The following is a 20,293-nucleotide window of genomic DNA, read 5'->3' on the forward strand; positions in this document are numbered from 1 at the left end:
CCCCGTCGGCGACCGGTTGGGCCGGGTCGGTGCAGTCGGCCGGCGTGCCGGTGCCCCCGTCCCCGATCCTGGTCCCCGCGATCACGGCCCCGTCGGCCGAACCCGCCGGCGCCCCCAGCAACTCCGCCCGCGGCAGCCCGGGCACCGCGACCGCGCGCCCCCGTAACCGACCCGCCTCCAGCGTCATCGTGGGGCCCGGCAGCCGCTGTCCGGGGCGGTGCTCGGCCAGCGCGGCCACCGTCCCGGCGGCGATGTCGGCCCGCACCGCGTCCAGGTCGGGGCCGGCGGCGCGCAGCAGCCCGGCCGCCAATCCGACGCTGCTCAGCAGCGGGATGGGGGCGAGGGCGGCACCGCACTCCTCGAGGACCACCGCCAGCTCGACCGGGCCGTAGCTGTCGTCCGGGCCGGCCAGCTCGGTCCAGCCCAGTTCGCGCACCGTCTTCCACAGCGGCCGCCACCGCTCCGGATCGGTCAGCGCCTGCCGAGCGACCTCGGGCGGGCATTCGGCGTGCAGCACCTCGCGGACGCTGTCGCGCAGCGCGAGCTGGTCGCTGTTCGGCCCTATCTCCATAAGACCCCTAACATAGCAAAAATAGCAAACTAGGGGTACACGGGGGGCGTAGGGTGATCGGCTATGCCCGAATGGTTTCTGTTCCTGCCGCAGGTGCGGCTGCCGGTCGCCGACCTCGTCACCCGCGCCCAGCACGCCGAGGCCAGCGGATTCGACGGGGTCGCGTTCATCGACCACCTGGAAGCCCCGGGTCAGCCGGCGGAAAACATCTGGGAGGCAATGGGTATCGCCAGCTGGGTGGCCGCTAAGACCGACCGGCTGACGATCGGGCACCTGGTGTTGTGCGACGCCTTCCGGCACCCGGCGGTGCTGGCCAAACAGGCCGTCACCTTGTCGGCGGCCTCCGGGGGCCGCTTCGAACTCGGCCTCGGGGCCGGCTCCTGGCCCGCGGAGTTCACCAGATTCGAAGTGGGCCAGCAGGACCCGGTAGCCCGGGTGAAGCAACTCGAACGACACCTGGAGCTGATCGCGCAGTATTGGGGACGCGGCGGTGAACCCGCGCAGGCGCCACTGCCGGCGCACCCGATCCCGCTGGTGCTGGGTGGCACCGGCCCGAAGATGATGGCGCTGGTGCGCCGCCACGCCCAGTGGTGGAATCTGCCCTGCAACCACGTCGACAAACTGCCCCGGCTGGCGCCGGCGGCCGCGCCCGCCCGGGTGTCGGTGCAGCAGATGGTGGGCTTCGTCGGCGCCGGCGCCGATCCGGTTTCCGTGCGCGAGGTCAGCGCGCGCCGCTTCGGCCACCTGGGCTCCGGGCTGGTGTGCGGGGCCGCCGCCGAACTGGTCGACTACTTCACCGGGCTGGTCGACGCCGGCGTCGAGCGGTTCTACGTGTGGTTCGCCGATTTCGCCGCGCCGGCCACCCTGGCCGAATTCGGCGAAACGGTGATCACCGCCGTTGCCGGCGGCGCCGGGCCTCCGTCGGCACCGTCGGCGGCCGGGCGAACGGACCGCGCCGCACCGCGTTGAGCCGGATCTCCGGCAGCTCCACCGACGGGTCCACGGTGTCCAGCCAGACCACGGCGTCGGCGACGTCGGCCGCCTGAATCGCGTACATCTCGAACGGAACATCCTGCAGCATCTCGGTTTCCACCGGCCCCGGGGTCACCAGGTGGACGCTGATCCCGTCCCGGTCCACCTCCAACGCCAGGGCCCGGGCGAACGCGTTCATCCCAGCCTTGGCCGCCGAGTAGGCGGTGCGGGCCGGCATCGGCTCATGGGCGGCCGACGAGGAGATGAACACCAGCCGCGACCCGGGCGCCATCTTCGGCAGCACCGCGGCGGTCACCACAAAACAGGAGTCCAAATTGGCCGCCAGGATCGTGCGCCACTGGTCGAAGGTCTGCTTGCGGGCGTAGGTTCCGCCCAGCACCCCGGCCGCGTGCACCACCAGATCGATGCGCGGCAGCGGGCTTAGCGCCGCGGCGAATCCGTCGGGGTCCGACGCGTCGGCGACGAGGTGGCGAGCCCCGAGCTCCTGCGCGGCCGCGCGCAGCGGGGCGTCCCGGCGGGCCACCAAGACCACGTCGTAGCCGGCCGCCACCAGCGCGCGCCCGCAGGCCTTGCCGATCCCGCCGCTGCCGCCGGTGACCAGTGCGGTTTTCACGGCGGCGACTATCGCCGGGACAGCGCCTGCGGCGACAACGCATAGATCCGTTGATCGGTCCGCTCGGACAACACGTAGGTCTGGGCGTCGGCCACGTGCCGGGCGGCCATCTTGCGGGCCCGCTCCACGTCACCGGCCTCGATCATCTCGGTCAACTTGACGTGGGTGTTCAGCGCGGCGCGCCGTTTGGCCAGCGACGGGTAGGTGCCGCGGGCCGCGCTCTCCTCGGCCCACTGCTGCTCGTGGCTGCTCCACAGCGTCTCCAGGGCGCCGACCACCGCGATAATGGTGTCGTTGCCGCACCCGCGGACCACCAGATCGTGGAACTGGCGGCCGATTTCGGTGAACCGCCGGCCGTCGTCGAGGTGGGTGGCCATCGCGTCGTTGATCTGCTTGAGTTCGGGAACCAGGGTGTCGGCGCGGTCGGGGTGCTGGGCGGCCAGCGCCGCGCAGGCCGGTTCGAGCTCCAGCAGCGCCGCCCCCAGATCGGCCAGGCCCACGTGCTGGCTCTGCAGCAGCAGGCCGAGCATGTAGGCGGCGCTGGTTTTCGCCGGTGCGTGCACCACGGCGCCGCCCTGGTTACCGCGGCGCACCGAGATCAGGCCCTCGGTTTCCAGGATGCGCAGCGCTTCACGCAGCGAGACCAGGCTGACGTTGAACTGCTCGACCAGCACCTCTTGGCGGGGCAGCAGATCGCCGTCGGCGAGGTCGCCATCGATGATCTGGCGGCGCAACTCCTCGGCGACGATCTCGGCGATTCGCGGCGCCGAGAGCCGACGTCGGGCCTTGGGGCCAGTTCCCAGCGCAGTCACTTTGCTATTTTAGCAGTGATGACATAATTGACCGATGCACGTGAGCGGCGGGCCGACACCGCTGGACGGGCTCCGTGTCATCGAGATCAGCGACCGGATCGCCGGCAGCTACTGTGGCAAGCTGCTGGTCGACGCCGGTGCCCAGGTGCGCAAAATCGAGCCGCCGCAAGGAGATCCGCTGCGGCGCTACACCGCCAGCGGTGGTTCAGTGTCGGCGGATTCGGCGCTGTTCAGCTATTTAAACGCCGGCAAACGCAGCATCACCGCGGCACCGGGCCGGGTGCGCGCCGAACTGGCCGGCGCCGACGTCGTCGTGCTCACCCGATCCCAGGCTGTGGAGCTCGGCATCGACCCGCCGCGGCTGCTGGACGCCGCCCCGCGGGCCGTCGTCGTCACCATCTCCGATTTCGGCTGGACCGGGCCCTACGCCGAGCGGGCCGCCAGCGAATTCACCCTGCAGGCCTGGTCGGGGTTGACCGGTTTCCGCGGCGACCCGGCCGGGCCGCCGATCGCCATCGGCGGCGAGCTGGGGGAGTACATGGGCGGGGTGTGCGCCGCGTTCGGGGTGTTGGCGGTGCGTCGCCGCGTCGAACACGGCGGGCCCGGGGAACACCTGGATCTGTCGATGCTCGAGGCGATCACCGCGATGCAGAGCAGCGAATGGCTGCACAGCCAGCTGCTGCGGGTGGGCCCGGTCACCCGCACCGTGGAGGTGCCGTCGATCGAGCCGGCCCGCGACGGCTACGTCGGGATCACCATGGTCACCGGGCAACAGTGGCTGGACTTCGCGGCGATGGTCGACTGCCCCGAGCTGGCCGACGACCCGCAGCTGAGTTTCCAGCTGGGCCGCTGGGAACACCGCGACCGCATCCGCGCCCTGATCGGCGACTGGTTGGCGCAGCGCAGCGTCGACGAGATCGTCGAACTCGGCGCGCTGTTCCGGGTGCCGATCGCGCCGGTGGGCACCGGCGCGACCATCCGGGACATGGCGTATGCGACCGAGCGCGGCGTGTTCGTGCCCAACCCGGCCGGGTTTGACCAGCCCCGCCCGCCGTGGCTGATGTCGCGCTGCCACCCCGCGCCGCTGCGCGGCGCGCCGGCACTGGGCGAGGCCAACGACGAACCACCCTGGCCGCCACGCGAATCCGGGCCGCTGGTGGCGTCCGCCGGCTTGCCGCTGGACGGGGTGCGGGTTATCGACCTGACCGCGTTTTGGGCCGGGCCGGCCGCCACCCACCTGCTGGCCGCGTTCGGCGCCGACGTGATCAAGGTGGAGTCCATCCAGCGGCCCGACGGCATCCGCTACTCCGGCGGCATGCGCACCGACGTCGAGGACTGGTGGGAATACGGCTGGGTGTTTCACGCGATGAACACCAACAAACGCTCGGTGACCCTGGATCTGGGCTCCGACGACGGCCGTCGGCTGCTGCTGCAGCTGGTGGCCGACGCCGACGTGGTGATCGAGAACTTCTCACCGCGGGTGATGGACCATTTCGGGCTCACCGCCGACGCGCTGCTGGCGGTCAATCCGGCGCTGGTGATCGCCCGGATGCCGGCGTTCGGGCTGGACGGCCCGTGGCGTGACCGGGTGGGATTCGCGCCCACCATGGAGCAGATCGCCGGCCTGGCGTGGGTGACCGGGCTGCCCGACGGCCCGCCGGTCGCGCCGCGCGGGGCCTGCGATCCGCTGGCCGGGGTGCACGCGGCGTTCGCGGTGCTGGCCGCGCTGAATTTCGCCGAACGCACCGGGGCCGGTCAGCTCGTCGAATTGCCGATGCTCGAAGCGGTGTTGAACGCCACCGCGATCCAGCCGATCGAATGGCAGGTGTTCGGGGTGACCCTGACCCGGCGCGGCAACCGGGGTCACGGCGCCGCGCTGCAGAACCTGTACCGGTGCGCCGGCGACGACGACTGGATCGCGGTCACCGTCGCCACCGACGCGCAGCGGCACGCGCTGGCCGAGCTTCTGGGCCGCCCGGACTGGAGCGAGGACGCGCTCGCGGACTGGCTCGCCGACCGGCCACTAGATAGCGCGGTGGCCCAACTCGCCGCGGCCGGTGTGCCCGCCGCGCCGGTGGTGTCCCCGTCGGTGGTGACCGAGAATCCCCAGCTGCGCGAGCGCGGATTCTTTGAGGAGTTGCGGCATCCGCGCACCGGCGCCGGGCTGTATCCGTGTCCGCCGTTCGCACGCCTTCGCGGCCAGGATCGCTGGCTGCAGCGGCCACCGCCGACCCTGGGCGAGCACAACGGCGAGGTGCTGCGCGAGTTGTGCGCGGTGACCGACGCGGAGCTGGCCCGGCTGGCGGCCGCCGGGGTGATCGGAACCCGACCCAAGGGGCTCTAACGCGCGCGCACCGCGATGGGCATGGCGTCGTAGATGGACATGTTGGTGGTCAGGTTGGGATAAGCGACGGTGGCCGGGCCGAGGGTGATGTCGTCGCCGCGCAGCAGCAGTTCGTCGAGCACCGCGTGGATCTCCGCGCGCGCCAGCATCGCGCCCAGGCAGTGGTGCGGCCCGCCGCCGCCGAAGGCGACGTGCGGGTTGGGGTCGCGGCCGATGTCGAAGGTGAACGGATCGTCGAACACCTCCTCGTCCCGGTTGGCCGAGCGCAGCATCGACACCACCCGGTCGCCCTTGGGGATGTGCTGGCCGTCGATCTCGAGATCGACCTTGGCGCTGCGGGTCCAATACGCCACCGGGGTCGTCCAGCGCAGCACCTCCTCGACCGCGCTGGACCGCACCGCTTCCTCGTCGCGGTACCGGCCGATCTGTTCGGGGTTGGCCACGAAGGCCTGCAGCCCGCCTGCCAGCGCGTTTTTGGTGGTGTCGCTGCCGGCGAACGCCAGCACGAAGAAAAAGATCTCCAACTCCCCGTCGGGCAGGGCGAACTGCTCCCCGTCGTCGCCGGTGATCACCGCGGACGCCAGTGTGCTCCAGATGTCGTCGGCGGGTTCGCGGCGCTTTTGGGCGGTGAGTTCCATCGCGTAGCCGAAGATGGTGCCGTACAGCTCGAGTTCGTCCTGTTCGCTGAGTCGCGCGTTGGGTGAGCGGGCGGTCAGGATCCGGTCGAAGGCGGTGAAAATCCGCGGCCGATCCTGCTCCGGCATGCCGAGGATGTCGCCGATGACGGTCATCGGCAGCGCGTCGGCCACATCGGCGATCCAGTCCCCACCGCCGCCGGCCAGCAGCCCGTCGACCATCCGCGCCGCCCGAGTCCGGATGCCGTCCTCCAGCCGGGCGATGGCCCGCGGGGTGAACGCGTTGGCGATCAGCCTGCGGCGTTTGCTGAGCTGCGGCGGGTCCATGTTGATGATGGTCGGATACGACGAGAAGGTACCGATGGGTTGGATCAGGGGGCCGTCTTGGGCGGTGAACGAGTCGGCGTCGCGGTGGATGCGCACGGCGTGCCGGTGTTTGGTGGTCATCCAGAAATCGCGCTGGACGCCCATCTTGGCGACCCCGGGTGTGTGCTCGTGCCGGAACAGTGGCCGGGCGCGCCGCAGCTCGGTGAAGAGGTCATCGGGAAAGCCGTTGCGCCACAGCGAGACGTCAGATAGATCGAGATCGGCGGTGGTCATCCTTGGCGGCCTCGCAGCGGGTTCACTTTGGACAGCTTGCCCGATGATTGACGTTCAATCTCTAAAATAGTAACAATAAGCGGGGAACGGAGAGATTCGTGACACAGACGGTTTCGGACTCAGATCCCTCGGAGCGCGAGTTCGGTCCGAGCGGCATCGGGCTATCCACCTACCGGTTCCCGACCGGGTGGTTCATCGTCGGCTTCGCCTCGGACCTCGAGGTCGCCGAGGTCAAGCGGGTGCACTACTTCGGTGAGGAACTGGTGCTGTTTCGCACCATCTCCGGGCAGGTGCATGCGCTGGACGCCTACTGCCAGCATCTGGGCGCCAATATGGGGGTGGGCGGCACCGTGGACGGCGAGCACATCGTCTGCCCCTGGCACGGCTGGCATTGGCGCGGCGACGGCGGCAACGCGCTGATCCCGTACAGCAAAATCGGCTGCAAACCCAACGTGCACATCCGCAGCTACCCGGTCCTGGAGTGGTACGGGTTCATCCTGGTCTGGCATGAGCGGCACGGGCGGGCGCCGTACTGGCAGCCGCCGGTGCTGCCGGAACTGGAGACCGGCGAGTACTACCCGCTGCATCCACACACCCGGATGGTGAATCGGGTCAAGGTGCACGCCCAGATGATCATCGAGAACGCCGCCGACCCGTACCACGTGCAATACGTGCACAAGGCCGCCAACCCCGCGCACACCGCGTCGTTCGAGGTGTCCGGCTATCACCTGCACGCCACCGTCAACGCCAATTTTGGCGGCGGCCGCGCGCAAACCTGGCTGACCCCGCACGGCCCGGTCGACGCCAAGATCATCTACGACAACTACTCGCTGGGTTTGGGCCTGGTGCGGTTCCCCAGCGATCTGGTGGCCACCCTGCAGGTGACCGGGCAGACCCCGGTCGACGAGGACTACACCGATTACTTCTACACCCAGGCCTCGGTGCGTGAACCCGGCGACACCGGTGATGCGCCGACCGGGCGCGCCGCCCGATTCCTGGCGCTGCAGCAAGAAGTCATCAAACAGGACTTCTTCACCTGGGAGAACATGAAGTACCTGGAGAAGCCGAACCTGGCGCCCGAAGAGGCGCGCGACTATGCGGCGCTGCGCCGCTGGGCGCACCGCTTCTACCCGGGGGAGCAGCCCGCCGCCGACGACTTCGGCTACACGCCCGACGGGCAGCCCGATCCGGTGGCCTCGGGCGCCTGATGCGCGGGGGGCCGGCGGCATTGGGGGTGGAGGACTTCACCGTGCCGGCGGTGCTGGATTGTCGCGCCGAGCAGTTCGGTGATCGGGTGATGATGGTGATCGCCGGTGAGCGCGTGACGTTCGAGCAGATGCGTGAGCGGTCCTGCGCGGCGGCGAATGCGTTGCTGGACTTGGGAATCAGCCGCGGCGACCGTGTGGCGTTGTTCACCGCCACCCGTCCGGAATGGGTCTACTTCTGGCTGGGCGCGGCGCGGATCGGCGCGGTGAGCGCGGCGGTGAACGCCGCCTCGCGGGGCGAGTTTTTGCGGCATGCGTTGGCGGTGTCGCGGGCCAAGGTGGTGATCGCCGATGCCGAGCGGCTGCCGCGCGTCGCGGAGATCCGCGACCGGGTGCCGACGCTGACCGAGGTCGTGCTCTGCGGCGATTTGCTTGCCCGCGGCAGCGGACGGCCGGTGGCGGGCGAGGCGGCCGCGGCCGGGGAGGTGGGCGTGCTGTTTTTCACCTCGGGCACCACCGGGGCGTCCAAAGCCGTTGCCACCAGCTGGCACTACCTGTTCTCGACGGCCGCCACCGTGGCGTCGGCGTGGGGGTTCGGTGCCGGTGAGACGGTGTGGACGGCGATGCCGCTGTTTCATCTCAGCGCCGCGCCCACCGTGTTGGCGCCGATGCTGGTCGGCGGCACCACGGTGCTGGCCGAGGCCTTCCATCCCACCGAGGTCTGGGATGAGATCCGTGCCTGCGGCGCCGTGGGTTTCGCCGGTGCCGGGGCCACGGTGTCGATGCTGCTGAACCTGGGTGATCGCTCGGCGCCGTTGCGGTTCCTTTCCGCCGCGCCGATTGCCGCGTCTGACTACCGGGTGATCGAGGAGCGGTACGGCTGCCGCGTGGTCACCATGTACGGGCTGACCGAGGCGTTCCCCATCACCGTCTGCGGCATCGACGACGACGGGGTGCCGGGCGCGTCGGGCCGACCCACCGGCAACTTCGAGGTGCGCATCCTCGACCCCGGCGGCGACCCGCTGCCCGTCGGGCGGGTCGGTGAGATCGCTTGCCGCCCTCGGTATCAGCACGTGATGAGCGAGGGCTACCTGGGGCAGGACGGCCGCGTCGTCGCGCACCCGGAGTGGTTTCGCACCGGGGACCTGGGTGTGCTGGACGAGGCGGGGACCCTGACCTATGTGGATCGGGTCAAGGACTGCCTGCGCCGACGCGGGGAGAACATTTCCTCGATCGAGGTGGAGACCGCGGTGCTGACCCATCCCGCGGTGGCCGAGGCCGCGGTAGTCGGGGTGCCCAGCGAGTTGGGCGAGGACGACATCCTGCTGGTCGCGCGGCCCTCGGCCGCCCTGGATTACGCTGAACTGCTGGACTTCTGCGCCGAGCGGATGCCGTACTTCTGCGTGCCGCGCTACGTCGACATCGTCGACGAGATCCCGAAAACCGTCATCGGCCGGGTGCGCAAAGACCTGCTGCGGGCCCGCGGTGTCGGCCCGGGCACCTGGGATCGCGAACGCCACGGGTACCGCCTGAACCGTTGAGAGGGAGACACGCCGGATGACCCTGACCTACCAGCAGCAGCATCTGCTCGACGCGGCGACCGGGCGCGACGCCATCTTGAACCTCACCGCCCGACACAATCGGTACTACTCCGACGGCGACCGCAACGGTTGGATCGCCACCTTCCGGCACACCGGCGCCCGCTTCACCCAGGACACCGAAGTCTTCACCGACCTGCACGCGGCGTTCGACGGCGGCGGCGGACAACGGCTGATCACCGTCGACCACGACATCACCGTCGACGGGATCAACGCCACCCAGCGGTGTGTGGCAATCTTGTACGCCCTGGATAACCGGGGCATGAGCACGTTACGGGCCACCGGCACCTACCGCGACACGCTCATCTACGAGCGGGGCGGTTGGTACTTCACTACCCGTGAGCTGCACTGGGATGCGGCGCCGATTTGATGGAGCTGGCGTTCGGCAGCTACGACGAGGCGGTGCGCATGGTGGGCGTGGCGTCTGAGCCACGCACCGCGGGAACGGTGGTCAGCGCGGCACGCATCCAGCTGTTCGCCGCGCTGGTCCGCGATGGCAACCCGGCCTACTGGGACGCCTCGTTCGCGGCGGAGGCTTGGGGTGGTCTGTTGGCGCCGCCGGCGCTGCTGATGGGCTGGCTGATTCCGCCGCCCTGGCGGCCTGGCGCGGGGGAGCGTCCGGTGTCGATGGCGCTGCGGGTGCCGCTGCCGGGGACGACGTTCATCAACGCCGCCAACGACGCCGAGTTTCTGCAGCCCATCGTCGAGGGGGATCGGCTCACGCTGGTCGAAGAGGTGGTGTCGGTGTCCCCGGAAAAGCGGACCCGGCTCGGGGTCGGCCATTTCGTCGAGACGCTGGACACCTTCCGCCGCCAGGACGGTGTGGTGGTGGCCCGCAACCGAAACACCTTGTTCCGCTACACGCCCGAGGCGGGCCCGTGATCGTGGACTGGGGGCGGCTTAGCGTCCCGACGGATCTGCCCGAGGTTCGCGACGAGGTCGACCACTCGCGGGTGGTGCTGGGCGCCGCGGCCACATGGGATTTCTTTCCTGGACACTTCGACCCCGGCTACGCCGAAAGCCAGGGCCATCCCACGATTTTCGTCAACACCATGCATCTGGCCGGGTTCGCCGACCGGATCGCGACCGACTGGGCGGGCCCTTACGGACGGGTAGTGCGCCGCAAGATGCGGCTGGTCGGCCCGATCTACGCCGGCGACACCATGGTGGGCCGAGGCCGGGTGGTGGATAAGCGCTGCGACACCAGCGTCGACCCGCCGCGCTATCTGGTGGAGCTGCGGATCGAGGTGACCAACCAGCGCGGTGAACTGTGCTGCCCGGTGGAGTTGACGCTGGAGGTGCCGCCGTGACGGTCGACGGCGTCGGCGAATTGCACTTGGCGGTGTGTCGACGATTCGGCGAGGCGGTTCGCGCGGCGGAAGGCCGCTGGGAGCGTCGCTCACCGTGCGAGGACTGGGATGCGCGGGGAGTGCTGGAGCACGTCATTGGCTTTCACGACGTGCTGCTGTTGCGGCGGTTGGGGCTCAAGCCCGACCGGCCCCGCGATGATCCGCAGGAACGGTGGGCGTCGACGTACGAGGGGTTGGAGCGCGCGGTTGAGGCCGGTCTGCCATCGGATGCGCGCGCGTTGCTGCCGAAACTGACCCGCGATGTGCTGGTGCATACCTGGGATCTGGCCCGTGCGGTCGGTGCCGATGACCGGCTCGATGCGCGGTGGTGCGAACACTTTTACCTGGAGTCGCTGGCCGATCCGGCGGTGTTGAGCGCATCGGGCATGTTCAAAGCCCCGGTCGTGGTGGACGAGCAGGCCGACATGCAGTCGCGGCTGCTGGCCCGACTCGGTCGTGATCCGAACTGGCGCTAGAAGGGTGGCGGCTCGTTGCGCTCGGCGATGTGGGCGGCGTTGAGTGCGCGCTCGGCCCTGATCCGGCGGCTGCGGTCCTGGGCGCGGGTACGTTTTCGCAGCGGCATCGCGAGTCCGCGGCAGTATCCAGTATCCGGTTGCGTCGGTGGGGGAGTGGGTAGTTCACCGGTCGGTGTGCACAGCCTCGGGAACAAGAGGCGGCTGCCCGGATAGGTGGTGTAGGTTTGGCCACTGGGCGAGGTCCACACGACGCTGCCGTCGGGGTACTGCCGGTCGCGCCAGCCGGCCCAAAAAGTCTTGAGCAAGTGGTGTTTTCGGCATAGTGCCTTGAGATTGGATGGGTGGGTCAGGCCGCCGAGGTCATACGGGATCGTATGGTCAAGATCGCAAAACTCGGCCGGCCGGTCACAGCCAGGGAACCGGCACGTTAAATCCCGGCAGCGGATGAAGTCGGCTAGCGCGGTCGACGGCCGGTAGCCGGATTCGGGTGGGCTGTCCGGGTCGGGGATACGCAGTGGCCGGACCGTGGCGCCGTTGCGGATCATCTCGGCCAGCAGCGGTGCGGGCATCATGGTTTCGCCGAGAATCAGTGCCGGCGGCGATTTGACGGCCGGGGGATCCGGCTCGGGGTCCGGGGCCAGCGCCTCGGCCAGCGTCATGTCGGGGGTGATGGGTCGTGACGGCGGCCCCTCGCCGCTGTTGTACGGGTCCACGGGGGTCTCCAGCGCCGCCTCCTCGGCGAGGACGTGGACCAGCACATTGCTGGTGGGGGAGGAATCCCCGGCGGCCATCGGGCACTCGGCATTACCGCAGCCGCACACCAGCCGGTCACCGCCGGCCGCCAGCACGCCTAGCGCGTCAGCACGACGTTGGGCGATGGTGCGGGGGTCGTCGTCGCAGACCTCGTGGGCCATCTGCATCAGCCGCCGGTCCAGCACGGTCGCGTCGTGCGCGTAGAGATTGCCCCAGATCGGGGTGACGCCGTCTCGGGTGTTGTTGTTGTCGACCACCACGTCGCGGCTCCGCGCGTACGCGCGGGCGTGGCGCAGCGCGCCCGGATCGTATTGGTCGATGATTGCGTCAATCGCCTGGGCGGTTTTGTTCGCGGATAGTGGTCCGTAGCGCACGGCATCGCGGGCCAGTGATTTGTCGACCAACGCCAAGGCCTCATCGTCCTTGATCAGCTGGGTGTGCCAGGCGATGGTGGAGACCAGCTTGGTGCTGAGCATCCCCTCGGCGAAGGCTTCAGCGACCCGGGGCAGTCGGTCGCGCAATGCCGTGGCCAGGTACATCTGGCCGGAAGCCTTGCCGTGGCTCAAGTTCAGTGCGGCCGCCACCTCGGCCGCGGCGGCATCCCAGTCGTCGCACGCCCACGCGGAGTGGCCGGCGTTGTCGGTGCGGCGGTGTACTAATTCGGCTATGGCGGCCAGTCGGCGTGCCGAGGCGGCGGCCTCGATTCGGTCCCATCCGGTGATCGACACGGCGAGCATCGTGTCGTCGGCGTCGGCCAACTCGTCGAGATCCGGAATGCCTACATCGAACATACTTTCGATTATAGCGAGGTGGTGTGACACGCGCCACTGCCCACGGAGGTCAACGGACGAAATTGTGGATGAAGCGCCAACTGTGGATAACCGTCCGGGCGCGGTCGAGGGTGGTGCCGGACCCGACCCCGTGGTTGCGCGGGCGTGACGCACGAAATGTGGCCCAAAGGCAGGTTGCCGCAACGGGTTCGGAGAGATCGCCGGCTAACGGTAGCCTAACGTCGATGAGTGGACTGTCCCGGCGGCAGCTGTTGCTCGGCGGCGCCACGCTGGCCGGGCTGGCCGCGTGCGCCGAGCCGATACCACCGGTCGAGGACCTGGAACGGCGCCGCCACGCGACGATCGGCGTGTTCGCGGTCAATCTGAGCTCCGGCCGCTCGGTGGCGCACCGCGCCGGAGAACCGTTCGCGATGTGCTCCACGTTCAAGGTCTACGCCGTCGCGCGCATTCTGCAGCTGGCGCATCACGGGGAGCTGAGGCTGGACCACGCGGTACGTGTCGACCCAACCGCCATCGTGGCCAACTCGCCGCGGACACAACCCCGGGCCGGCGGCGACATGACGATCGATGAGCTGTGCCGGGCGGCGCTGCAGCGCAGCGACAACACCGCGGCGAACTTGTTGCTCACGATCATTGGTGGACCACCCGCCGTCACCGCATTCGCCCGCAGCATCGGCGACCAGCGGTCGCGACTGGACCGCTGGGAGACCGACCTGAATGCGGCGCTCCCCGGTGATCCCCGCGACACCAGTACCCCCGAGGCGCTCGGCGGCGGCTATCGCGCGCTTCTCGTCGGCGACGCGCTGGCGCCCGAGCACCGCCAGTTGCTCAACAACTGGATGCGCGCCAATGAGACGTCGTCCATGCGGGCGGGGCTGCCGCCCGGGTGGACCACCGCCGACAAGACCGGCTCAGGAGACTACGGCAGCACCAACGACATAGGCATCGCCTTTGGCCCGGAAGGTCAGCGGGTGCTGTTGGCGATGATGATGCGGTCACAAACCGATGACCCGAACGCGATGAGCCTGCGACCCCTCATCGGCGAGCTGACCACCCTGGTCCTGCCGGCGTTGGCTGACCCGCACTAGGCCGCGCCCAGCGGCGGCATCGCGCCCTTGGCCACCACCGCCTGCAACTCCACGTATTCGGCCAGCCCCTCGGCGCCGAATTCGCGGCCGATCCCGGATTGCTTGAAGCCGCCGAACGGGGTGCTGATGTCGAGGTTGTACATGTTGACGCCGTAGGTGCCGGCCCGCACCGCCGAGGCGACCTCCAGGCCGTGCGCGACGTCGTCGGTCCACACCGACCCGGCCAGCCCGTAGTCGCTGTCGTTGGCGATGCGCACCGCGTCGGCCTCGTCGGTGTAGCGCAGCACCGTGAGCACCGGCCCGAAGATCTCCTCCCGGGCGATGCGCATGTCGTTGCGGGCATTGGCGAACAGGGTGGGTCGCACATACCAGCCGCGGTCGGCGGGGGCGTCGTCGCCGCCCACCACGATGCGCGCCCCCTCGTCGGCCCCGGACCGGATATAGCCCTGCACCCGGTGCTGCTGGCGCTGCGCGACCAGCGGGCCGACGTCGGTGGCCTCGTCGGTCGGGTCACCGACCTGCAGGCCCGACATCATCTCCGCGAGCGCGTCGACGACCTCGTCGTGCCGGCGGTCGCTGACCAGGATCCGGGTTTGCGCCACGCAGGCCTGCCCGTTGTTCATCAGCCCGGCGTTCTTCAACGCGCCGACGGTGCGACCCACGTCGGCGTCGTCGAGGATGATCGCCGCCGACTTGCCACCCAACTCCAAGCTCACCCGTTTGAGTTGCTCACCGCAGATCGCCGCGATCCGCCGGCCGGCGGCCGACGACCCGGTGAACGCGATCTTGTCCACCCCCGGATGGCGCACCAGGTGTTCGCCGACGTCGCGGCCGCCGGGCAGGATGGACACCACCCCTTCGGGCAGCTCGATCTCCTCCAGCATCTCGGCCAACCACAGTGCGTCCAAAGGGGTTTCGGGTGCGGGCTTGACGACGATGGTGCAGCCGGCGATCAGGGCGGGGATCAGCTTCGGCATGATGACGAACTGCGGGACGTTCCACGGCACGATCGCGCCGACCACCCCGACCGGGGCCCGGCGCAGCTGGACCTCACCGAGCACCCCCTGGCGGCGCTCCAGCCACGGAAACTCGCGGCCCACCGCCAACCCCAGGTGCATCATCGCGGCCGCGCCGTTGGCCTGCCCCTGCCGGGAAAAGCGCCGCGGGGAGCCCATCTCGTCGGTGATCAGGTCCGCCATCTCCTCGACGTGCCGGGCATACACCGCCGCCAGCTGTTCGACCTTCGCCATCCGCTCCGCCGGGCTCAGCCGCGGCCACGGGCCGTGGTCGAAGGCCTGCCGGGCGGCCGCCACCGCCTTATCGACGTCCTCGGGCACCGCCTCGGGGACCTCGCCGATCGGCTCTTCGGTATGTGGGGAGATCACCGCCAGCCGTCGGTCGGAAGCCGGACGCTGCCAGCGGCCGGCGATGAAGAGATCGTCATACGAACGATGATCGAGGCTTTGCGTCATCGGGCACCGCCTTGTGCAGGGCGCAGGGAAATTTCGCTATTGCCGCTAACATAGCAAAAAAACCGACCGGGAAGGCCGACGTTGAGCGACGAACTTGTGGTAACCGCCGATGGCGGCGTGCGGACCGTGACACTGAACCGACCGCAGGCCAAGAACGTCATCGACGCCGCCCTGCACCACCGGCTGCTCGACGTCTGGCATGACCTGGACCGCGACCCGGACGCGCGCTGCGTGATCCTCACCGGTGCGGGCCAAACCTTCAGCGGGGGAGGCGACTTCGCGTTCCTCAAGGCCCAGCACCAGTCGCTGGATCTGCGGTATGCGGTGTCCCACCAGGCGGGCGGCATCCTCAACGCGATGATCAACTTCCGGCTGCCGGTGGTGGCGGCCGTCAACGGCCCGGCGGTCGGGCTGGGCGCCTCGCTGGCGCTGTGCTGTGACCTGGTGCTGATGTCCGAGGGCAGCTATCTGTGCGACCCGCACGTGTCGATCGGGCTGACCGCCGGCGACGGCGGGGCGCTGCTGTGGCCGTACATGATGAGCATGATCCGGGCCAAGGAATACATCTACACCGGGGCCCGCATCCCCGCCGCCGAGGCGATGGACCTCGGCCTGGCCAACCGGGTGACCACCGCGGACACCCTGATGACCGAGGCCAACGCGCTGGCCGCCAAGCTCGCCGCGCAACCGGCCCGGGCGCTGCAGACCACCAAACGCGCGTTCTCCAAACACATCGCCCAGGCCGCGCTCGCCATCGTCGACTACGGTCTGGCCGCCGAAACGGTGGAATTGGGTGCCGAGGAGCACATCGACAAGGTGCGCGAATTCCTCGGGCCGGACAAGTACGACGCGATCGGCGGGTGACATGCCCGCGGACTGGCGTCGCTACCCGTTCCAGCTCCGTCCCGGCGACGACCGACTGGACTTCCCCGCCGCCGAAGGTAATCACCCCGACCACGAGTCCGATACCTGGTTTCTCGCCGGCCAGCTCACCGCGGCCGCGGCGGGTCGCTCCTTTGCGTTCCTGACCATCGTCAACAAGAACCGCCCCGGCGGCGCGGTGGTCGCCGACTTCTACACGATGGCACTGTTCGACCTCGACACCGGCGAGTACGCCAGCTACACCGACTACGACATGCCGCCGGCCAACGTGGGTGCAGAACCCAAACTGTCTGCCGCCGCCGGGCACCTGGACATCGGCTACCGCAGCAGCGCCGGCGACGTGGTGTGGACGACGTGCCGCGACGGCGACGGAAACCTGCAGCCCTACACCTACCGGGTCAACCTGCTCGGCCGCGATCACGCCGATCGGCCGATGCGCCTCGAGCTGGACGTGTCGCCGACGCGGGCGCCGGTGCCGCTGGGCGCCGCGACGCACCGCGGACGGGTCGGCTGTTTCGGCCAGGACGACACCTACTCCTACTTCCAGACCGCGATGGCGATGACCGGGAGGCTGCGCTGGGGTGACATCGACGAGCGGGTCGACGGTTCCGCCGGCCACGTCGACCGGCAGTGGTTTCCCAAATACGCCGGCGGCGGCGGAACCGGGGGAGATCCGCGGGCCTGGTCGCACGAGTGGCGCACCATCAACCTGGGCAACGGCGTGGACCTGAGCATCTGGCGACAATTCGACCGCACCACAGGTAATGCGCTGAAACCCTTCTCCGGGGCGACCACCAGCTACCCGGACCCGGCTCACCGGCCGGAATGCGTCGAAGACCTCGAGGTCACGGTGCACAGCTATGTCCGATGGCCGGAGGCGGTCCGCCCCCTGGTGCCGCCGCTGGCGACGGCTCGCTACCTGCCGGATCGGCACCGGATCACTTCGGCCGCACTGGAACTGGACCTCACCGGCGAGTCGCTGGTGCCGGCTCCCGCGCACGCCCTGCCCATCGAATACATGGAAGGCCCGTACCGCTATGCCGGCAGCCTGCGCGGCGAACCGGTCAGCGGTTTCGGGTTCTACGAACGTTCGCTGGCGCTGTACCGGGACTGGGAATTGGTCGACGTGCTGGCCGCCGCGGTCGCCGACCTCAAGCCGGTGGCGGTCACGCTGGACCGGGTGCGGTCGCTGCTGGTCGCGGGCCATCGCGCGGAGGTACTCGACACGCTGGAGACCGAAATCCGTCCGGCGGTCGACGCGCTGCCGACGGAGGCCTGCGCAGTGCTCGACGACCTCATCGCCGCTATTCGGCGCGGGATGGAATGAGGCGTCGCAGCGCCGCGTCCCAGGCCAGGTGGCGATGCTGCAGACCGGGTTCGTTGCGACCGAACAGCAGCCGCTCGCGGGCCCCGGATTCCAGATTGGTTTGCAGCGCCGCCACGAGCCGGTAGTCCTCGTCGCGCACGGTGGCGTGCGCATAGTCGAAGACGGCCTGCGCGCCGGCGGCGACGGACTCGTCGGAGACATCCAGCGGGGTCGAATTCTGGTGCACGGTGATCGACCGGCCCGGCCGGTCGGCCGGGTAGATCCGGAACAGCTCGCCGTTGGCGATCGTCACCGACAACACGATGTTGGGGAACAGCGCGTAGATCACCACCATGTACTTGAACGGATCCCAGTCCTCTTCGGGGATGTCCTCGAGTTCCAGAATTCCGTTGAGCGGAAAGACCAATCGGTGATGCGGCCCGAACGCGTCGAACACCGTGCAGTTGCTGCGGGCGATCGTGGCGAAGGTCTGCCGGTGCACAGTGGCGAAGTGGTAGTTCTCCGCGAAGGTGTCGACCGCCAGCTTCCAATTGATCGGGGTGTCGAGCACCTTCTCACCCAGCGGCGACCAGCGCCCGATGCCCCAGGAGTCCAGTTCGTCGGCCAGCTCACCCAGGTGGGCGGCGACATCCAGGCCGGCGGCCGGATCCAGCGCCACCCACAAGAACCCGGCGAACTCCGCGGCCGGCAGCTCGGTCAGCCCGGCCGATTTCACCGCCACCCCGGGGAAGCCCTCCCGGCCCGGGATCGCCACCAGGCGCCCGGTGTTGTCGTAGGTCCAGGCGTGGTAGGGGCAGCTGAACCGCTTGGCGGTGCCGCAGCCGGTCACCACCTGGGACTGCCGGTGCAGGCACACGTTGTCGAACGCCTTCACCGCCCCGTCGGCGGTGCGGGTCAACAGGATTGAGCGACCCATCACCGTTTTGGTGCAGTACGAACCCGGCGTCGGCAGCTCCGAGACGTAGCCGACCAGCTGCGGGCTGGCCAGCAGCATCGCCTGGTCGAGCCGGTGCCGTTCCGGGGAGGTGTAGTCGTCGGCGCCCACGGTGTGCTCGGCCGGGGCCAGGTCGGTCGTCTTATCGCGCGCCAGCTTCAGCGCGCGCCGGGTCAGGTCGACGAGTTGGTCACGCTCCATCCCGCCAGTACACGCCTTATACCGGTTGTAAGGTCAAGGCGTGGCTGAACAGCTGCTGATCGGCGACGTCGCCGCCCTGACCGGGATCGGGTCAGGCAGGATCCGCCACTACGAGAAGATCGGATTGCTGCGGGCGACGCACCTGGCCAACGGCTACCGGGTCTTCGACGTCGAGCAGGTGCTGGACCTGCTGCGCATCGATCTGTTGCGCAGCCTGGGCGTCAGCATCAAAGCGATCCAGCGGGTGCTGGACGGCCCGCCCAGCACGCTGGCCGGCATCCTCGACGAACACCGCAAACTGCTGCTCGCCGAGCGCGACCGGTTGGATCGGTTGGTGGCCGCGATCGACGCCGCCATCGACACCCCCGAGGTTGACATCGACGAGCGGATCCTGTGTCGGCTGGCCACTTCGCATCGGGACAGCATCGGGGTGATCGGGCGGCTCAGCGCCCCGTTGTCTCCTCCGGTCGCCGCGATGTACGCCGAGTTGTTCAACGACTGGGAGCTGCCCGTTCCCGCCTTGTTCGGGCAGATGGTGTTGCCGCCGGCGGCCAGCACCTTGCTGGAGCAGATGGCGACGACGCCGGGTCGCCCGGTGCTGTTCGACCGGCTGCGCCGGCTGGCCGGGGACGTCGTGGCGCTGGACGAAAACGGCGGTGCCGCCCAGGAACTCGCCCACACCTGGATCGAGCAGCAGCTGGCCGATCCGTTGCCCGACGACGTCGTCGAGGTGCTGCGGCGCGTGCAACCGCGGCTGGAACGCGATCCGGTGATCGTGCAGGGATTTCACGCCTGGGCGGCGTCGATCACCCCGGCGGCCGCGGAGTTCATCGACGCGCTGACCGGCGAGGTCACCCGGCGCGGGTTGACCGCGGTCAGCGTCATCGTGTTGCCGACGCCGTCGAAGGTGTCGTGCCGATGACCGCCGACTCCCTGTCGGCGCGGACGGGTGCGCATCGGATGCGCCGGATGTCGGGCCGCGACCCGCAGGAACGGCACCGGGTGGCGTCCCCGTTGGAGCTGCTGTTCGACCTGACCTTCGTCATCGCGTTCGGTGTCGCCGCCTCGGAGTTCAGCCACGCGCTGGCCGCCCACCACCTCGGTGCGGGGCTGGCCGGATTCGGCTTCGCCACCTTCGCGGTGTGCTGGGCGTGGATCAACTTCAGCTGGTTCGCCTCCGCCTACGACACCGACGACTGGGTGTACCGGCTGACCACGATGCTGCAGATGGTCGGCGTGCTGCTGCTGGCGCTGGGCATTCCGCCGGTGTTCTCCTCGATCGCCGACGGCCGCCACGTCGACAATCGGGTGTTGGTCGCCGGCTACGTCGTGATGCGAATTGCCATGGTGGGCCAATGGTTACGCGCCGCCCGGCATGATCCGCAGCGACGGTCGGCGTGCCTGGCCTACGCCGGCGCCATCACCATCGCCCAGATCGGGTGGATCGGCGTCATCATCGCCCACACCTCGGTCGCGGTGACGTTCGCTCTGGTCGCGGTGCTGGCCGCGATCGAGCTGGCCGGTCCGATGGTCGCCGAAAAACGGATCGGCGGCACCCCGTGGCATGCGCACCACATGGCCGAACGCTACGGGCTGCTGACCATCATCGCGCTGGGGGAGGGTGTGGTGGGGTCGGTCGCGTCGCTGGC

At 69.4% G+C, this 20,293-nt stretch carries 20 protein-coding genes; 13 read left to right on the top strand and 7 right to left on the bottom strand.

Annotation, left to right across the window (positions count from 1 at the left end):
* Positions 1-571: acyl-CoA dehydrogenase family protein (locus BKN37_RS16450; protein ID WP_165618352.1), on the bottom strand; the 571-nt coding region annotated here is incomplete at its 3' end.
* 63 nt (positions 572-634) lie between these two features.
* On the opposite strand from BKN37_RS16450, the gene BKN37_RS16455 reads away from it, so the two are divergent.
* The gene (locus BKN37_RS16455; protein WP_071027754.1) at positions 635-1,540 is read left to right on the top strand and encodes an LLM class flavin-dependent oxidoreductase; all 906 of its coding nucleotides are present in this window, start codon (positions 635-637) and stop codon (positions 1,538-1,540) included.
* Here the strand turns inward: BKN37_RS16455 and BKN37_RS16460 are convergent.
* Positions 1,461-2,177, bottom strand: coding sequence for an SDR family oxidoreductase (locus BKN37_RS16460; protein WP_071027756.1), 717 nt, complete (start codon positions 2,175-2,177; stop codon positions 1,461-1,463). The two genes, BKN37_RS16455 and BKN37_RS16460, sit on opposite strands and share 80 nt — an antisense overlap.
* 8 nt (positions 2,178-2,185) lie before the next feature.
* A complete protein-coding gene (locus tag BKN37_RS16465) occupies positions 2,186-2,989 on the bottom strand; it encodes a FadR/GntR family transcriptional regulator (RefSeq protein WP_071027758.1) in 804 nt (267 codons plus the stop codon).
* A gap of 34 nt (positions 2,990-3,023) precedes the next feature.
* Here BKN37_RS16465 and BKN37_RS16470 point away from each other — a divergent pair, with 34 nt between their 5' ends.
* Positions 3,024-5,333, top strand: a complete 2,310-nt coding sequence (locus tag BKN37_RS16470) for a CaiB/BaiF CoA transferase family protein (protein WP_071027760.1) — start codon at positions 3,024-3,026, stop codon at positions 5,331-5,333.
* On the opposite strand, the gene BKN37_RS16475 is transcribed toward BKN37_RS16470, so the two are convergent.
* Complete coding sequence (locus BKN37_RS16475; RefSeq protein WP_071027762.1) at positions 5,330-6,568, bottom strand: cytochrome P450; 1,239 nt, start codon at positions 6,566-6,568, stop codon at positions 5,330-5,332. The two genes, BKN37_RS16470 and BKN37_RS16475, sit on opposite strands and share 4 nt — an antisense overlap.
* Before the next feature lie 98 nt (positions 6,569-6,666).
* On the opposite strand from BKN37_RS16475, the gene BKN37_RS16480 reads away from it, so the two are divergent.
* The 6 genes from BKN37_RS16480 to BKN37_RS16505 are packed head-to-tail and all read left to right on the top strand — an operon-like array spanning position 6,667 to position 11,196.
* Positions 6,667-7,776: an aromatic ring-hydroxylating oxygenase subunit alpha gene (locus BKN37_RS16480; protein ID WP_071027763.1), complete on the top strand. Its 1,110-nt coding sequence runs from the start codon at positions 6,667-6,669 to the stop codon at positions 7,774-7,776.
* Complete coding sequence (locus BKN37_RS16485; RefSeq protein WP_071027765.1) at positions 7,776-9,314, top strand: AMP-binding protein; 1,539 nt, start codon at positions 7,776-7,778, stop codon at positions 9,312-9,314. The genes BKN37_RS16480 and BKN37_RS16485 overlap by 1 nt, the downstream gene beginning before the upstream one ends.
* A 16-nt stretch (positions 9,315-9,330) precedes the next feature.
* Complete coding sequence (locus BKN37_RS16490) at positions 9,331-9,741, top strand: nuclear transport factor 2 family protein (protein WP_071027770.1); 411 nt, start codon at positions 9,331-9,333, stop codon at positions 9,739-9,741.
* The gene (locus BKN37_RS16495; RefSeq protein WP_071027771.1) at positions 9,741-10,253 is read left to right on the top strand and encodes an FAS1-like dehydratase domain-containing protein; all 513 of its coding nucleotides are present in this window, start codon (positions 9,741-9,743) and stop codon (positions 10,251-10,253) included. Before BKN37_RS16490 ends, BKN37_RS16495 begins: the two co-directional genes overlap by 1 nt.
* Positions 10,250-10,681, top strand: a complete 432-nt coding sequence (locus tag BKN37_RS16500) for a MaoC/PaaZ C-terminal domain-containing protein (RefSeq protein ID WP_071027773.1) — start codon at positions 10,250-10,252, stop codon at positions 10,679-10,681. The genes BKN37_RS16495 and BKN37_RS16500 overlap by 4 nt, the downstream gene beginning before the upstream one ends.
* On the top strand, positions 10,678-11,196 hold the full coding sequence (locus BKN37_RS16505) for a maleylpyruvate isomerase family mycothiol-dependent enzyme (RefSeq protein WP_071027775.1): 519 nt from the start codon (positions 10,678-10,680) through the stop codon (positions 11,194-11,196). Before BKN37_RS16500 ends, BKN37_RS16505 begins: the two co-directional genes overlap by 4 nt.
* Here BKN37_RS16505 and BKN37_RS16510 read toward each other — a convergent pair.
* Positions 11,193-12,740, bottom strand: a complete 1,548-nt coding sequence (locus BKN37_RS16510; RefSeq protein WP_071027776.1) for an HNH endonuclease signature motif containing protein — start codon at positions 12,738-12,740, stop codon at positions 11,193-11,195. The genes BKN37_RS16505 and BKN37_RS16510 overlap by 4 nt on opposite strands.
* A gap of 224 nt (positions 12,741-12,964) precedes the next feature.
* Between BKN37_RS16510 and bla the strand changes: the two genes are divergently transcribed.
* Entirely contained in the window at positions 12,965-13,828 is an 864-nt protein-coding gene (bla, locus tag BKN37_RS16515) for a class A beta-lactamase (protein ID WP_071027777.1), read from the top strand.
* On the opposite strand, the gene BKN37_RS16520 is transcribed toward bla, so the two are convergent.
* On the bottom strand, positions 13,825-15,300 hold the full coding sequence (locus BKN37_RS16520) for an aldehyde dehydrogenase (RefSeq protein ID WP_071027779.1): 1,476 nt from the start codon (positions 15,298-15,300) through the stop codon (positions 13,825-13,827). The genes bla and BKN37_RS16520 overlap by 4 nt on opposite strands.
* 96 nt (positions 15,301-15,396) lie before the next feature.
* Between BKN37_RS16520 and BKN37_RS16525 the strand changes: the two genes are divergently transcribed.
* Both BKN37_RS16525 and BKN37_RS16530 read left to right on the top strand, forming a co-directional pair.
* Positions 15,397-16,164: an enoyl-CoA hydratase/isomerase family protein gene (locus BKN37_RS16525; protein ID WP_278184957.1), complete on the top strand. Its 768-nt coding sequence runs from the start codon at positions 15,397-15,399 to the stop codon at positions 16,162-16,164.
* A gap of 1 nt (position 16,165) precedes the next feature.
* Positions 16,166-17,509, top strand: a complete 1,344-nt coding sequence (locus BKN37_RS16530) for an MCP four helix bundle domain-containing protein (RefSeq protein WP_071027783.1) — start codon at positions 16,166-16,168, stop codon at positions 17,507-17,509.
* Here the strand turns inward: BKN37_RS16530 and BKN37_RS16535 are convergent.
* Complete coding sequence (locus BKN37_RS16535; protein ID WP_071027785.1) at positions 17,487-18,644, bottom strand: aromatic ring-hydroxylating oxygenase subunit alpha; 1,158 nt, start codon at positions 18,642-18,644, stop codon at positions 17,487-17,489. The genes BKN37_RS16530 and BKN37_RS16535 overlap by 23 nt on opposite strands.
* Positions 18,645-18,684: 40 nt before the next feature.
* Between BKN37_RS16535 and BKN37_RS16540 the strand changes: the two genes are divergently transcribed.
* Positions 18,685-19,566, top strand: a complete 882-nt coding sequence (locus tag BKN37_RS16540; protein ID WP_071027789.1) for a MerR family transcriptional regulator — start codon at positions 18,685-18,687, stop codon at positions 19,564-19,566.
* Positions 19,563-20,293, top strand: a 731-nt coding sequence (locus BKN37_RS16545; RefSeq protein WP_242657276.1) for a low temperature requirement protein A, incomplete at its 3' end; no start/stop codon positions are given. The genes BKN37_RS16540 and BKN37_RS16545, both read left to right, overlap by 4 nt.

This window comes from Mycobacterium talmoniae, from assembly GCF_001854525.1.
In the GTDB taxonomy this organism is placed as follows: domain Bacteria; phylum Actinomycetota; class Actinomycetes; order Mycobacteriales; family Mycobacteriaceae; genus Mycobacterium; species Mycobacterium talmoniae.

Excerpts from the sequence above, each read along its gene's own strand:
- BKN37_RS16470 (WP_071027760.1), top strand. The coding sequence starts at position 3,024 with ATGCACGTGAGCGGCGGGCCGACACCGCTGGACGGGCTCCGTGTCATC.
- bla (WP_071027777.1), top strand. The coding sequence starts at position 12,965 with ATGAGTGGACTGTCCCGGCGGCAGCTGTTGCTCGGCGGCGCCACGCTG.
- BKN37_RS16490 (WP_071027770.1), top strand. The coding sequence starts at position 9,331 with ATGACCCTGACCTACCAGCAGCAGCATCTGCTCGACGCGGCGACCGGG.
- BKN37_RS16495 (WP_071027771.1), top strand. The coding sequence starts at position 9,741 with ATGGAGCTGGCGTTCGGCAGCTACGACGAGGCGGTGCGCATGGTGGGC.
- BKN37_RS16520 (WP_071027779.1), bottom strand. The coding sequence starts at position 15,300 with ATGACGCAAAGCCTCGATCATCGTTCGTATGACGATCTCTTCATCGCC.
- BKN37_RS16535 (WP_071027785.1), bottom strand. The coding sequence starts at position 18,644 with ATGGAGCGTGACCAACTCGTCGACCTGACCCGGCGCGCGCTGAAGCTG.
- BKN37_RS16455 (WP_071027754.1), top strand. The coding sequence starts at position 635 with ATGCCCGAATGGTTTCTGTTCCTGCCGCAGGTGCGGCTGCCGGTCGCC.
- BKN37_RS16510 (WP_071027776.1), bottom strand. The coding sequence starts at position 12,740 with ATGTTCGATGTAGGCATTCCGGATCTCGACGAGTTGGCCGACGCCGAC.
- BKN37_RS16475 (WP_071027762.1), bottom strand. The coding sequence starts at position 6,568 with ATGACCACCGCCGATCTCGATCTATCTGACGTCTCGCTGTGGCGCAAC.
- BKN37_RS16485 (WP_071027765.1), top strand. The coding sequence starts at position 7,776 with ATGCGCGGGGGGCCGGCGGCATTGGGGGTGGAGGACTTCACCGTGCCG.
- BKN37_RS16530 (WP_071027783.1), top strand. The coding sequence starts at position 16,166 with ATGCCCGCGGACTGGCGTCGCTACCCGTTCCAGCTCCGTCCCGGCGAC.